The organism is Arthrobacter sp. S39 (assembly GCF_004320525.1).
Lineage (GTDB): Bacteria > Actinomycetota > Actinomycetes > Actinomycetales > Micrococcaceae > Arthrobacter.
Genome location: NZ_SIHX01000003.1, coordinates 284714 through 299615 on the forward strand (window position 1 = coordinate 284714; position 14902 = coordinate 299615).

The following is a 14902-nucleotide window of genomic DNA, read 5'->3' on the forward strand; positions in this document are numbered from 1 at the left end:
GCATCAGCGGATCATCCAGGGGAAGTCAGCTGTTGTCATCGAAGCGCACCGGTGCAGGCGCGTTCCTGCTGTGCTTCAGGGAAAGGCCAGAAGGCGGGTCAAACCGCGCCCCTGCAGCGATGCCGTGACATCGGCCCGCAGTGGGAAGCCAGTCGGTTGGCTCAGCGAAGCCTTCCCGCCAGACCTTGGCCTGAAGCGTGGTGGGCGCTGAGCCGCCCACTTTTATACGCAACCGGAATTGGTATCCGGCTGCGACACGACGGGAAAGCCGGCCGGTGAAAATTCTGCAACCTGTGATTCCCGTCATATCTAGATTAGCGCTTTCGTTGGAGTTATCTCGAGTTTCTCCGGGATGTTTGTCAATGGCTGGCGTTTCCGCCAATAACTCCCACAACTTGCCTCCCATGCTTCACTTGGCCGTCAGGCTGACGGTTGTGGAGGACTTGGCATTTCCGAACGGGTCCTTGACCCCAATCCTGTAGCTGTGCGCAGAACCGGAGGCCACTGTGTCCACGTACTCCAATGTGGGCCGGTTCCAGAAGGTCGTCGCTTTGGCCTGCGTATTGACCACAACGCCGTCCCGATACACCTGATACGTGAGGTTGCTGTTGTCCCTGTCCCAATTGGACTGCCAGCGGACCTTGATCTGCCCCTTGGCGGGTGAGCTCAGAACCGGGTTCGTGGCGTCCAGCGATGACCGCGGGCCTTCCTTATTCGGAGCAAGCGAAGAAACTGCATACCGCACAAGCCCTTGCTGGCCTTTGAAGTTCACAGTCTTGAATTCCCCGCCCATCAGGATGTACTGGCTGTTGCCCGTGACATGCCAGGGACCTTGGTTCTGGCCCGTGGCGGTACCCGTGTCCATATCCGGGAACCAGGTCAGCAGCTCCGGCGCCGGCTGGCCGGTAAAACTCTTGTACCCCTGGGTGTCTGCCGTCAAAGTCCTGGTAGCTGCTTTACTGAATGCGACCGCTCGATGCCATGTCCTTGGATTCGTCTCAGGGAAACCACCGAGGTTTCCGCAATAGTGAGGATGCCCTGCGACATAGGCAGCTGTGTTGCTCGCGAATATGCTGTAGGAGTCGCCATGGCAATCCTCAAGCCATTTAAGTCCCAAATTCGACCAGTTGGCCGAGAATGAACCCTCCAAAAGGCCCGTACCTGCGAAGTCGTAAGCGGTGCCGTACCAGTTGGTGCCATCCGTAGACAGTGACGTAATTGCGGCGCCGTCACCTGCATTGCGAACCACATCATTGACTGGCGTCGCAATGATGGAGCCGGATACCGCATCCGTTGCTGCAAGACCGTACCCGGGATTCGAGGAACCGTTCAGCGTGGTGAAAGCCCCTCCGGCGACCACGCGTTTGTAGTCGGGAGAAGCTGTCAGTGCATTGACGCGGCCACCGCTTGCGTTGGGATTCCACGCCAACATGAATCCATCTGGGGACCGGAACGCCGCCAGCCTGTTGCGGGCCACGGTGCCGACTGTTGTGAAGAGGCCGCCCACCCACACTGTGTCTTCAGAGGCGACCACCGCCCGGACCGAGCCGTTCACCTTAGGCGCGAAGCCACTCAGCACGGCCCCCGTGGTTGGGTTGAGCGCTACCACCCGGTTTCTGATCTGGCCACTGACCGACGTGAAGTCGCCACCCACATAGAGCCGGGTTTTGTCCGGCGAAGTGGTGATCGTGAGGCCCTGGGCATTGAGGGTCGGGGCAAAGGACGAAATCAGCGCGCCCGTGGTCAGGCTGTAGGCCAGGATGTTCTGTCTTGGCACAGTCTGTGACCCCGGCGCTGCCCCGGCCGGACGGGCAGTGCTGAATTTGCCCACAGCATAGACGGTGTTCCCGATGATCGTCTGCGACCATACAACTCCGTCTATCTGGACAGTGGGCAGGGCATCCGCCGACACCGTCACCGGCGTCTTGGGATCGTTCGGATTCGTCGGGGCCGTATCGGCAAAACCATGGGGCACGGCGAGGACGGAGGCGGCAAGCATCGCAAAACCAGCTGCGAGGGCGGCGACCGGCTTGCCGCCGCCTTTTCGCGAAGCGTGTGCTTTCAATACAGGGTTCATAATGCTCCTTCCCGCGCTAGGCGGGCCTCTCCCGATAGTCAGGAGACCAAGCTGACGTCCAAGGCATCGGATCAGCCTGGGCGGCTGTGAACCCAGTCATGGGCTCCGCCGGCTCATGGTGTCGTCACCGCAAAGTCGTCGAAGCGGACGGCGACCGGCCCGTTGGTCGCGTTGCCCCACAGGTAGCTCATAAGCCCTGTTGAACCGGCCACCTGCAGCGAGGCTGTTGTGTCTGTAATGGAAGCCTGCCAGGCCGTGGGCTCGGTGGTGCCGTCCCGCCAGGCCTTGGCCCGGATGGTCGTTGTCCCCGTTCCGGTGACCTCCAGCCGCAGCTGCACCTGGTCGTTGGCTGCAAGGGTCAGGCCCGTCAGGGTGGCGCTTTGCAGCATCGTTGTTTCCACTCCTCCTACAACCCTGGTCAGGTACAGACTGGTGCTGCCGTTGGTGGCGACCCGCAGTTTGGCCCGGTAGTCGTCGTTTGCCACCCTCCTGCCGATGATGCCGAGGAACATTGCCGTGCCGTTCCCGATCCTGTCCGGCGAGACCTTGACCCGAACATCCGAACCCGTGGATGTGACACCCAACAGGTTGGCGGTCCGGGTGGTGCCCGCCACCGGCGACATGGTGCCGGCGCCATTGCCCACGCTGTAGGATCCGCCGCCAACCGACCACGCGCCACCGTCGTCGGCGCTGCCCCAGCCGGACGCCACGGTCCGGCCGAAGGCGTCTGCGGCCAGGACACCTGGCGGCGGCGGGTCCGCGACGGTGACCGGCTGCGTCACGGCGTTGGTGGCGCCGTCGTCGTCAGTCACCGTGAGCGTCACCTGGTAGGTGTTGGCTGCCGCATAGGCGTGCGACGGCGTTGCGCCGCTGCCCGTGTTGCCGTCACCGAAGTTCCAGGCGTAGTTGGTGATGGTGCCGTCGCTGTCCGAGGATGTTCCGGCGTCCAGGTTGGCCGTCAGTCCGGTGCTGGCGGGGGTGAAGGCGGCAACCGGTGCCGCGTTCGCCACAGGGGTCCCGCCTGCCGTGACGTTCAGGTTGTCGTACCGCAGCGTCACCGGTGCATTGGTTGCGCTGCCGGACATATAGGACACAAGGCCGGTTCCACCGGCGACCTGAAGGGGCGCCGTGTTGTCGCTGGCAGTCAATTGCCACGCGGCAGGCTCGGCCGCGGATGCCCGCCAGACCTTGGCTGTCAGGGACGTCGGGGACGTTCCCTCCAGCCGCAGCCTCAGGACGAGCGGATCGTTGGCAGCGACGGTGAGTCCGGCGACGTTGACTTGGGCCAGGGTCGTCTCGGTTCCGCCCACCACCCGTGTCAGGTAGAGCGTGACCACCCCGTTGCTTGCCACCTTGATCTTGGCGCGGTAGTCGGTGTTGGCAGTGTCGTCGGCAAGCCTGCGTCCGAGCAGGGAGGCGAACCAGCCGCCGCCGGTGGAGGCCTTGTCGGCACTGACCGTTACCCGGGAGTCGTTGGCCGCTGTGGAAACGGACTTCAGAAGTGCCATCCGGCTCTGGCCCGCGCCCAGCGAGACTGCACCGCTGCCGTTGTTGACCGCGAAGCTGCTCGTTCCGCTGGTGATAGTCCAGGCTCCGCCGGTATCGGCGCTGCCCCAACCACCTGTGGAGGTCCGGCCGAACGCGTCTGCGGCCAACACGGTATCAGCCGGCGGCGCAGTGACTGTAACGTTCTTGGTCACCGATCCGGTGGCCCCGTCGTCGTCAGTGACGGTCAGGGTGACGTCATAGCTTCCCGCAGTCGCGTAGGTGTGGTTTTCCGAGGCCGCTGAGCCGTTGGCGGTGCCGTCGTCGAAGTCCCATTGGTAGCTCGCGATGGTGCCGTCGGCGTCCGCGGAAGCGGAGCCGTTGAAGGCCACTGCAAGGTCGCTGGCAGCGAAGCTGAAGTCAGCCACCGGCACCTGGTTGGGCGGAGGAGCCGTCACCGTCACAGGATGCGTCGCCGAATTGGTGAGGCCAGTGTTGTCAGTGACGGTGAGCGTGACGTTGTACGTCCCGCCGGCAGCGTACGCGTGCTGGGCAGTGACGCCGGTGCCCGTGGCGCCGTCGCCGAAGTTCCAGGCGTAGTTGGTGATCGGCCCGTTCGCGTCCGAGGACGTGGTGCCGTCCACGGATGCCGTGAGGCCCTCGCTGGAGGAGGTGAACGCGGCGACGGGCGGGGCCGGAGGAGCGTTGACGTTCCGGCCTGAGGCAACGTAGTGAGCCTGGATCCGGGACAGCGGGAGGACGGCCGGGTAGATGGCGACATCGTCCAATTGGCCGTTGAAGTAACGGTTGGTGGGCCGGTTCGTCCAGCTGCCGAGGTTGTCCCCGCCAATCCTCCAGAATCCGTCGAACTGCCAGGCGGACGTGACGTCGGTCCGGCTTCCCACCAACACGCCGTCGACAAACAACTGCATGCCGTTGCTGCCCAAGGTGGCCACCACGTGGTGCCATTGGTTGTCGTTGAAGCTGGCCAACGAGCTCACCGTCTGGCGGGTTACGCCGTTGGGCCGGACCCCGAAGAACAGCCTGCCGAGGTTGGACATGTAGAGCACCCGGTCGAAATCAGCTGACACCGTGGTCTGGGTGTTGCCAAATCCGAAGATCTGGCCGCCGCTGGTTGATCCGGTCTTGAACCAGGCCTCCTGGCTAAAGACCTGCGGACGGAAGTCCAGCGTGCGATCGACGGCGATCCCGTCTGCCGTGCCGTTGAACGTGGCGGCCGAATCGGTTTCCCCGCCGATCGCGCCTTGCGCACCCAAGGTCACTCCAGGACGGAACAGCAGGTCATCCTTGCCCGCGAGATCGACGCCGGCGGTACCGCTTGCGTCGCCGAGCCGCCAGTAGTTGTTCGGCTCGTCCGCCAGGACGCTCTGAGCGTAGGATCCGGGCGGCGTGACTGAGCCGGCCACTGTGATGTTGATCGTCTCGCTGCGGGCGTCGTTTCCGAATGGATCAATGGCGAAGATCCTGTATCCGTAAGTCTGTCCGGGTACCAGCCCCGTGTCCAGGAATGTCATGCCGGGGCGGTTCCAGAACGTCGAGGCCTGATCGATCGTGGCAATGACCACGCCGTTGCGCCGGACCTCGTAGGCCAAGGTCTCGTTGTCCTGGTCCCAGTTGGCCTGCCAGCGGACGCGGACTTGGCCGGCGGCCGGAGTGGACAGCGTCGGGTTGAAGTTCAGGCCGTCGATCCGCGGGCCCCTGAGGTTGGGGGCGATATTGCTTTTCGCGAAGCGGATGAGCCCCTGCTGTGGCTGGTTGTTGACGATGGTGAACTCACCGGCCATGACCACATAGCTTGAGTTGCCAGTGACGGTCCAGGGTCCCTGGTCCTGCCCCGTGATCGTTCCGGCATTCATGTACGGGAACCAGTTCTGCAGCGATGGCGCAGGTGTGCCCGCGAAATTTGTGTAGCCATGGGTTTCCTGCGTCAGCACGCCGGTAGCCGCCTTGCTGAACGCCAGGCCCCGCTGGAACTCCCACGGCTCCGCCTGCGGGAAACCACCTACGTTCCCGCAGAAGTGGGCGTGACCCGCCAGGTACACCACGTCATCCATGGGATAGACCGAATAGGTATCGCCGTGGCAGTCCTCAATCCAGTTCGTGGAACTGTCCGACCAATTGACCGAAAACACGCCTTCGAGAGTACTCGTCCGGCCGAAGGTGTAGCCGCCCCCATAGACGTTGACACCGTCGGAGGCCAAGGTCGTGATGGAGCCGTTGGTTCCGCCGTTGCGGACCACGTTGTTGATCTGGAACGGGAGGTTCGCGCCCAGGTTTGTGTCCACCTTGCCCAGGCCGAACCCTGGATTGGTCGAGCCGTTCAACGAGGTGAATGCTCCGCCGACCACCATGCTTGCACCATCAGGCGACAAAGCAAGGGCGTTAACCCGTCCTCCTCCGGCAACGGGGTTCCACGGCAGCAGCGCACCGTTCGTTGCCGACACGGCGGCCAGCCGATCGCGGCTGACTGAGCCAACCGCGTTGAAAACACCGCCAAGGTAGACGGTGGTTGGAGTCGCCACGATGGCACGGACGGAGGCTGACATCCGCGGCAGGAAACTCGTGATGATGCTGCCATTGGTGGGGTTCAGCGCGACTGCCCGCCACACCGTGGAGCCGTTGATGGACGTGAACGCTCCTCCGACGTAGAGGCGTGTTCCATCCGGCGACGCCGCCAAGGCCGTCACTTCACCGTTGAGGCTGGGAGCGAATTGCAGCAGCGCACCAGTGGAGAGGTTGTAGGCAAGGATGTTGTTCCGAACCAGGCCTCCGGTGCCGGGTGCTGCTCCGGACGGCCGGGCTTCCGTGAAGTTTCCGCCCACGTAGACGGTGTTGCCGATGATCACCTGTGTCCAGGCCACTCCGTTGATCTGGGCGGTCGGCAGTCCGTCAGCGGATACGGTGGCAGGCACACCGGGAGCCGGTGCAGTGTCTGCGGCCGCGGGCATGGCTCCGCCCACCACGCCCAGGGAAATTGCCAACGCCGCGCTCAGGAGGACGGCGAGGATGGACCTCAGGAGCCGCAGTTTTGCGGTCAATACCCGAAGTGCTGTTTCCCGGGGCACGATGCGATTTTCGCCCCCAGGCTGTCGGTTAACTCGCATTGCCTTCTCCATCCTTGAGCGATCCGGTTTTCCCGGAAGTCATGAGCGCCATTAAGTCCGACGGTGAATAGAGCGCCCGTATCCACTGGTCATTGCGGTTGTGTCCCACGTTCATGTCGCTGAGGGCGCTGCTCTGGCTTCCCGGGATCATCGGGAAATGACGGGCCACATCGTCCACCTGCCGTGTCTGGATGCCCGCCCTGAGGGCTACCCAGTGAAGCCAGATGTCGTCGGCCCCAGCGCAAACGTCCATGAACTGATCACCACGCATCCGGAGTTCGCGGAGCATTTCCGGAGGGTAAATGACTCCCGACACGCCCAGCGCAAAGTTGTTGAAGCCGGGCCCGGTGTCCCGCCGTCGCGTCCAGTCCTCGTAACGCGTGATACCGCCCCCTTTGACGTTGATCATGCGCACCCAGTGTCCGTTGACCATGTCAGGATGCTCCTGGTTGGCCTCGACGAGGGCCTGCAGCCACCGGGACGGATAAATGATGTCGTCGTCCGCTGTGGCGAGGGGGAAATCGAACACTGCCGAAGATTCCACATACGGAAAGTATTTTGTGTGCGGGCCGTAGTTCCTGGACAGCCTGGTTTCCAGGCCACGCCGCTGAAGACGTAGCAAAGCAGGCGTCCGCTGCTCAAATGCCGCCGTATCGTCCAACCAGAGGATCAGTCGCCTCGGTTTAACGGTCCCCCTGGCAATCGACTCGAGGGCAACGTCCACTGTCCGCAGTCGGGCGCCGTAGCTGGTCATGGATACAACGACGTCGGCCGTGCCCGTGACCGGTTCACTCACCAGCAGGTTCCGGCACCGCAGGTTCAGCAGGCCGCCATAGGCGCGGATCCGCTTGAATGCCTTGCGGACACGTTTGGCGGCTGACCGTGCCACGGGATAGTCACTCATGCCGGTGCCTGCCCTTCAAAAGCGGCTATCGGCGTCGCCGCGTCCAGGTTGAGGTAGATCTTGACAATGTTCCGGGCGTCCTTCGGGACTCCGAAAACGAAGACGCCCGAAGCGCTGGCGCCTGGTTCGACGCTGGCGGGGAACGGCACCGCGGCGGGGCCGCTCAGCGAGCTGGCCGGAGAGTTGTCCTGTCCGTAACTGACGTTGACGACAGCAGGGTCCAAGGAAATTTCGGCTCCGGTATCGTTCAGCACGGTCACCTTGAACCGGATCGCGGGTCCCGCGATCTCGCCAATGCCTATGGCTTCCCCATCCACTGCGGCAAGCTCGCTGATCGTCGCGGACACGCCTGACCTGACCACCTTCGTGGCCACCAGCGGTACCGGCGGTGCAACGGGCTGGTCGATGGTTGCCAGTTCTTCGTCGCTCTTGTTCGAACGGTCGACGGGAGCCGGATCACTTGGCTGCGGAACGGCGGCCGGATCCGTTGCCGGGGCGGTGGCTTCAGGAGGCGGCGTGGAACTCCCCGGGTCCGGCGTCGTAGAGGGACTGGCGGATGGTCCGGCTGTCTCCGTTGCTGCGCCAGTTGGGCTTTCGGTGGACACGACCGTACCCGGGGTCTGGGCAGCCATCTCGGACGCCCCCCACTGGGTGTAGGCCCAAACGGACCCCGCTGCTACGAGCAACGCCAGCACAAGAGCGATGCCCACCAACCGTGGGCTCCATCGCCGACGCTCCACTCCGTTGTTCCCAGACGCTTCCATGTCCTACCCCCCGGAATCAGATAATGTTGCCACGCCGCTTGGGGCTCGGTTCCGTGCTGGAAGTGTGGTCGAGGCAGGGCCATAGATTGTTTGCAGCTCCCTGAACCACTTCACCGATGCCAGCGCAAGGAACGCAGCGGTTGCGGCGAAAATTGCCGTATAAACAGCCATGAAGAGCGGAATTGCTCCGTAAAACAGGAAGCTCAGGCACAGGACCCCATAGTCCATCGGGACCACGAGGAGGGAACGCAGCCACGAGGGCCCTGCCGAATCATCGGCCATGGAAACCACTCCGCGTTGCCGGCGCAGCTGCTCGGTGAGGATCATGCTGAAGAACAGCACTGTCGCCACGACCGCTGACCCCAGCGGAACAAGAAGCCAACCCTGATCGACAGCTTCGAAACGGTAGAGGGCAACGAGCAGCGCCAGCGGCAGAACCGACGTCTTCACGGAATCCACCATGTGGTCGAGCCACTCACCGGCAGGCGAACCCGTGCCGGTGAGTCGTGCAAGTTGTCCGTCCGCCGAATCCAGGGCGTAGCCAACAACGAGTAACAGCGACACCGCGATTCCCAGCCCCCACGACGGTGGGAAGGCCACGAGCAGACCGATGCCTGTGAAGGTGAAGACTGCGCTGACCGCGGTCACGGCGTTGGGCGTCAGTCCCAGTCCAAAGGCAGCTGCCGCCAAGTACCGTCCAAGCCGCCGGTTCACGAACCTGGAGTAGGCCGGTGCACCGCGGGCGGCCGTTTTTTGCGCCCCTGAGAGCCGGGAGACCGCGTCGCGGTAGCCAGCGTAGGGGACAGTTTGGGCGGCGGCGGCCACCTTCGCGTGTTGCCCGGACATCAGCGCGCTCCCAAGGTGTTACGCCGTTCCAAGGCGTGCTTGGGACTGCGTTGGCGCTCCCTCCGCGGCAGGGCCCGGGCCGGCTGATGTGCCAGGACGAGGTCCGCGCAGAGCTGTTCGTAGCCGGCAGCCACCATGTCCCAATCGAACCTGCGGGCGAGCTGCTGTCCCAGGGTGCCCCTCTCACGCAAGGCTGATGGTTGCGCTTCGGCCTCCTCCGCAAGTGCCGTGACATCGTCCGGACCGGCGAAATACCGGCCGGAGTTCGAAAGCACCTCGCGGTTGAAGTCGACATCGAACGCATTTGTCGCCGCACCGGACCCGATCGCACGGAGCAGCGACGGATTGGTGCCGCCTACAGAATGGCCGTGCCAGTATACGAGGGAGTTGGCGTAGAGCTGATCCAGTAATTCCTGGTCCCAAACCCCTCCGACGAAGCGCACGCGCTCATCACCAAGGTCGTGGACCAGGCGTGTGTAGCCATCCGAATAGGGTGCCGAACCCACCACCACCAGCGGTGCCTTCGCCTGGCTGCGCACGTAGCCGTCCACGATCAGGTCGACGTGGTTCTCCGGCTCGAAGCGGGCCACGACCAGATGGTAGCCGCGCGACTCAACCCCAAGTTCCGCCAGCCTGTGCGACGGGGCGTTTTCCAACAACGGGGCGCCGTACGCCAAGTAGACGGTGTCGACGTCGAACTTTTCCCTGTAGTAGTTTTGTATGCCCACGGCGTCCGCTATCAACGCATCGGACCACCGGACGGCCAAAGCCTCCACGCTTCGGTAGTACCTCTTCCCTGCACGGCCCCATTTCGCCCGCTTCCACTCAAGCCCGTCCACATGGGTTGCGACAGGAATGCCGGCAGCCCTGAACAGGGGAAGGTACGGGGCGTTCGCCGCATTGAAGACGATGGCGGCATCTGGGCGGTGGCGCAGAAGGTGCGCTACTGAAAGACCGGTGTGGCTGAGAGTCTCCAGGGCCCGCTTGTGCATTGCAGGCAAGTAGACAAGGTCCATGCCGAGGTACGTCGATTCACGGGCCGCGCTGCCGTCAACGTCCCGACAGTAGACCGTCACCTGGTGTCCACGGGCGCACAACCGCTGGCCTATCTCCTCGATTGCGGTTTCGAATCCGCCATACCGGGCAGGGACACCACGGGTACCCACCATCGCGATTCTCATCGCTGCACCCCGTGGATCCGGTCTTCCGGGCCAACCGGATGGTTGATAAGTTCAAGGGCAGTCCTCAGGACGGAACTCGATGTGTGGACGGTGTACGGGAAGTAGACAACTTCTACGCCGACTTCGGCGAACGCCCGCTCCAGCCGCTTTCCTTCAGGAGTACCGCGCCAGTCGTCACCTTTGAAGAAGACCGTGAACCGGAGTTCTTCCCAGACCTGGAGCTTGTCCGGGAGCACTTCCGCATAGACCTTGTCGACGTAGGTGATGTTTCGTACGATCTCAAGCCGCTCCGCCAACGGCACAACCGGCAAATGGCCCTTGGCACGTTCCAGGATCTCGTCGGAGACCACACCGGCGATCAGGTATTCGCACTGCGACTTGGCGTGCTTGAGGATGTTGAGATGCCCGACGTGAAACAGGTCAAAGGCACCTGCTGCATAGCCAATTCTGAGGCCCATGGCCTGCCTCCTTCCAATTCTTAGCCGGCTAAACCAGCAGTGTGGTGGGAGTGCCTGGTCTTAGGAGGTTCTAAGACGTCGGCCCTGACCCGGGCGCCGGCGGAGCTGGCGCGCCCTAACGCGGTGGGAAGATCAGTAAGATTGCAGGAGTCAGGTTGGTGAGCCAAAATGCGCAGCGTCCTGGTGCTCGAAATAGTGCCCGCACTTCGGTAGCGTCCGCGTTTAGGGACAGCGAATACCCTGACCTGACTCATCCTGAGACCTCTTCTGGGTGGGTTCCTGGAATTAGTACAAGTCAAGCCTCTTGGCACACTAGGTGCACCCGTAATTGCTACCTGTCTTGACTACTGGGGGCTACCTGTTTGTACTCAGATGGACCTTTGGCAGCTACTCGAAAAACGGCGCCGTGCCTTGGGCCACCGCCCGCCCGGCAGGCGCCGCGACCGGCGTTATGGCCCCGCTCGGTTAGACTTGTCAGAGGTGCGCCGGGAAGTCTGGTCGGCAATAGTTTTGTCGAACCCTACATCCAGGAGCCACCCTTGGCCAAGCGCCCAGCACGCCCCGCCCTCGCCGCGAGGGTCCTCAGCCGCTCGAGCTACCCCGAATACCTGCGGATCTCCGAGATCCTCAGGCTGGAAACTGTTGGCGGCGCCCTTCTCCTGTTGGCGACCGCCGCTGCCCTGGTCTGGGCCAACTCGCCGGCGGCTGCCGGGTATTTCGCGCTCCGGGACTTGAAGATCGGCTACGAGCCCTGGCACCTCCAGCTCTCGTTGGGGCACTGGGCATCGGACGGGTTGCTGGCCATCTTCTTTTTTATTGCCGGCCTGGAACTCAAACGGGAGTTTGTCTCCGGTGAACTGCGGAAGATATCCAAAGCCGTGGTTCCGGTGGCGGCGGCCGTGGGCGGCGTCGCAGTTCCGGCCGTGGTCTACACGCTACTGAACCTGGGCCAGGGTGCTGAAAGCCTGCGTGGCTGGGCGATTCCCACGGCCACGGACATAGCGTTCGCCCTGGCGGTGCTGGCAGTGATCAACACCCACCTGCCGGCCGCACTCCGGACATTCCTGCTGACGTTGGCAGTGGTGGATGACCTGCTGGCGATCGGCATCATCGCTTTCTTCTATTCGTCCGGTTTGCAGCCGGTGCTGTTGCTGGCCGCTTTGGTCCCGCTGGGCCTGTTCACGCTGCTCGTCCAGAAGAGGGTCCGCAGCTGGTACCTTCTGCTCCCCCTCGCCGCGGCAACGTGGGGGCTCGTCCACGCTTCAGGCATCCACGCCACCGTGGCCGGGGTGTTGCTCGGCTTCGCGGTCCCCGTCCTGGCATCGCGGAAACGCGGCGAAACCGGGCCCGGAATGGCTGAATCCCTGGAACACCGTCTCCGCCCGCTCTCGGCGGGTTTTGCCGTTCCCGTCTTTGCGTTCTTCTCGGCCGGAGTGGCCCTTGGCGGGTTCGACGGTTTCCGGTCGGCGTTGGCGGACCCCGTCGCCCTGGGAATCGTCGCGGCACTGGTGGCCGGAAAGACAGTTGGCGTGTTTGGCACAACGTTCCTGGTGACCAAAACAACCAGGGCAAAGCTCGACGACGGCCTCGCCTGGATCGACGTGGCAGGCCTTGCGCTGTTGGCCGGCGTGGGATTCACGGTGTCGCTGCTGATCGCCGAGCTGAGTTTCGGTGCCGGCTCCGCGCATGATGACCACGCGAAGGTGGCCATCCTGACCGGTTCACTGGTTGCGGCGCTGCTCGCCACAGTGGTCCTCCGGCTGCGTAACCGGCACTACCGCACCGTGGAGGAAGCGGAACAGCGGGACGCTGACGGCGACGGCGTCCCGGACCTTTTCGAGCGCACGTCCTGACGGCCGCGGGCCGGGACCGGCCCTCCCGGGCCTAGGCTGCCTGGTTGAGGGCATCCTCGGCCGCCACCCAGGAAATCATGGCGCACTTGACCCGCGCGGCGTAACGGGCAACGCCCTCGAACGCGGCGGCGTCGCCAAGGATTTCAGGATCGGCATGGATTTTGCCGCGGGACCGCAGGACTTCGCGGAAGTTGTCGATGATCGCGTGGAGTTCGGCCACAGACAGCCCTTCGGCCAGCTCGCTCAGGACTGAGGCTGAGGCCATGGAGATGGAGCACCCTTCCCCGTCCCAGGAAATCTGTGCGACCTTCCCGTCCTCCACCGCAACACGAAGGGTGACTTCGTCGCCGCAGACAGGATTAAGCTGGTGCGACTGCCCGGTGGACGCCCCCTCGGGCGCAGCCAGGCCGGCCAGGCCGCTGCCGTGGCGGACCTTGGAATGGTCGAGGATGATTTGCTGGTACAGCTGGTCCAGGCTCATGTCGTATACCTTTAGTGTTTGCGCTAGACGCGGAAGTAGGACCGGACTCCGGCTACGGATTCCAGGAACGCGTCGACGTCGTCTGTGGTGTTGTACAGGTAGGCGCTGGCCCGCGTGGTGGCGGTCAGTCCCAGGCGGCGGTGCAGCGGCTGGGCGCAATGGTGCCCCACCCTGACGGCGATGCCCTGCGAATCGAGGAACTGGCCGACGTCGTGGGCGTGGACGCCGTCAACGGCGAAGGCCGCGAGGCCGATCCGCTCCAGCCCTGCGGCGGGGCCAAGGACCCGTATCCCGGGAATGCTTTCCAACCCGGCGACCATACGCTGTCCGAGTTCCGACTCCCAGCGGTGGACGCGCTCCAGGCCCGTTTCGGTGAGGTAGTTCGCCGCGGCCGCCAGGGCAACCGCCTGGGAGATCCGCTGCGTGCCGGCTTCAAACCGCTGCGGAGCCGGCAGGTACTCTGCCCGCTCCATGGTGACGGTGGTGATCATTGAGCCGCCGGTGAGGAACGGCGGCAGGATGTCCAGGATCTCCTGCTTGCCGTACAGCACACCGATTCCGGTGGGTGCAAGCATCTTGTGGCCGGAGAAGACCGCGAAATCCACATCCAGCGCTTTGACGTCCAAGGGCAGATGCGGGGCGGACTGGCACGCGTCCAGGACCACCAGGGCTCCGGCCTTCCGGCCCAGTTCCACCAGTTCCTGAACGGGGTTGATGGTGCCCAGTACGTTCGACGCGTGGGTAAAGGCAAGGACCTTGGTCCGCTTTCCCAGGATCTCCGCCGCCTGGTCCATCCGCAGGCTGCCTGCGTCGTCGATGGGGATGTAGCGGAGCGTGGCGCCGGTCCGGAAGGCCAGTTCCTGCCAGGGAATCAGATTGGCGTGGTGCTCCATTTCGGTGACCACAATCTGGTCGCCAGGGCCCACTGCGAGATCCTTGAGCCCGGCATCACCGCGGCCCTGAGCAGCCCACAGCGCAGCGTTGGAGAGCGCGTAGCTGACCAGGTTGAGGCCTTCGGTGGCGTTGGAAGTCCATACCGTTTCGGAGTAATCCGCTCCGATGAAGTCGGCCACGGTCTGGCGGGCGTCTTCGAATACTTCCGTGGCTTCCACGGCAAGGAAGTGTGCGCCGCGGTGCACGGCGGCATTCCGCTGCTCATAGAATTCCTGCTCCGCCTCGATGACGCTGACGGGGTTCTGCGAGGTGGCTCCGGAATCGAGGTAGACCAGCGGACGGCCGTTGACCAGCTGGCCAAGGACCGGGAAGTCGTTCCGTATCCGCAGCACTTCGGCGTTGTCCATGGCCGGCAAAGCCCGTTCCAGCGTGGCTGGGGTTGTTACTACGGCCAACACTCACTCCTTGAGATGTCAATGGATGACACTCAATTGTCCCACAGCACGGCTGTGGCGGCGCCCCTGCGGGGCAGCCGCCACAGTCGTTCCGGGCTTCAGCCGGAGAGTGGAGGGCCGGCGACGGCTGGGGGGAGAGCCTCGGTCTCAGAAGACTCTGACGTCGCCGGCCCCGTCTCGGTCCGGCCCCTGCGGGCCGGAAGTTGTAGTGCGAAGAGGCCGTATTTTGGTCTGTCGGCAGGGTCTGCGGTTTTCTTTCGGACCGCTTCTTCCTGCTTGTACTAGTTAATCGCGCCAGGCCGCCCGGAACACGAGTAGGGGGTACTCGACTTTCCGGTGCGATGACTACGGGGTACGCATTGCCGATACGCGTATTTTG

General features: G+C 63.8%; 10 protein-coding genes. 1 reads left to right on the forward strand and 9 read right to left on the reverse strand.

All coding sequences use genetic code 11. From position 1 onward, the window contains the following. Positions 1–409 precede the first annotated feature (409 nt). From EYS21_RS07775 to EYS21_RS07805, 7 genes are all read right to left on the reverse strand, one after another. Positions 410–2077, reverse strand: coding sequence for a hypothetical protein (locus tag EYS21_RS07775; protein ID WP_131132628.1), 1668 nt, complete (start codon positions 2075–2077; stop codon positions 410–412). A gap of 113 nt (positions 2078–2190) precedes the next feature. Beyond that, positions 2191–6648, reverse strand: a complete 4458-nt coding sequence (locus tag EYS21_RS07780) for a PKD domain-containing protein (protein ID WP_165478278.1) — start codon at positions 6646–6648, stop codon at positions 2191–2193. A gap of 28 nt (positions 6649–6676) precedes the next feature. After that, on the reverse strand, positions 6677–7591 hold the full coding sequence (locus tag EYS21_RS07785) for a hypothetical protein (RefSeq protein WP_131132630.1): 915 nt from the start codon (positions 7589–7591) through the stop codon (positions 6677–6679). Further along, positions 7588–8301: a hypothetical protein gene (locus EYS21_RS07790; RefSeq protein ID WP_131132631.1), complete on the reverse strand. Its 714-nt coding sequence runs from the start codon at positions 8299–8301 to the stop codon at positions 7588–7590. Before EYS21_RS07790 ends, EYS21_RS07785 begins: the two co-directional genes overlap by 4 nt. A gap of 57 nt (positions 8302–8358) precedes the next feature. Beyond that, positions 8359–9201, reverse strand: a complete 843-nt coding sequence (locus EYS21_RS07795) for a CDP-alcohol phosphatidyltransferase family protein (protein WP_131132632.1) — start codon at positions 9199–9201, stop codon at positions 8359–8361. Next, positions 9201–10382 carry a DUF1972 domain-containing protein gene (locus EYS21_RS07800; RefSeq protein ID WP_131132633.1) on the reverse strand — a complete coding sequence of 394 codons (1182 nt, stop codon included), beginning with the start codon at positions 10380–10382 and terminating at the stop codon, positions 9201–9203. The genes EYS21_RS07795 and EYS21_RS07800 overlap by 1 nt, the downstream gene beginning before the upstream one ends. Further along, the gene (locus tag EYS21_RS07805; protein ID WP_131132634.1) at positions 10379–10840 is read right to left on the reverse strand and encodes an adenylyltransferase/cytidyltransferase family protein; all 462 of its coding nucleotides are present in this window, start codon (positions 10838–10840) and stop codon (positions 10379–10381) included. Before EYS21_RS07805 ends, EYS21_RS07800 begins: the two co-directional genes overlap by 4 nt. A gap of 539 nt (positions 10841–11379) precedes the next feature. On the opposite strand from EYS21_RS07805, the gene nhaA reads away from it, so the two are divergent. Beyond that, positions 11380–12693: a Na+/H+ antiporter NhaA gene (gene nhaA / locus EYS21_RS07810; protein ID WP_131132635.1), complete on the forward strand. Its 1314-nt coding sequence runs from the start codon at positions 11380–11382 to the stop codon at positions 12691–12693. 31 nt (positions 12694–12724) lie between these two features. Here the strand turns inward: nhaA and sufU are convergent, their stop codons facing one another. Then, complete coding sequence (gene sufU, locus EYS21_RS07815; RefSeq protein ID WP_131132636.1) at positions 12725–13174, reverse strand: Fe-S cluster assembly sulfur transfer protein SufU; 450 nt, start codon at positions 13172–13174, stop codon at positions 12725–12727. A 23-nt stretch (positions 13175–13197) separates the two neighbouring features. Then, a complete protein-coding gene (locus tag EYS21_RS07820) occupies positions 13198–14523 on the reverse strand; it encodes a SufS family cysteine desulfurase (RefSeq protein WP_131132637.1) in 1326 nt (441 codons plus the stop codon). Between the last annotated feature and the right edge of the window lie 379 nt (positions 14524–14902).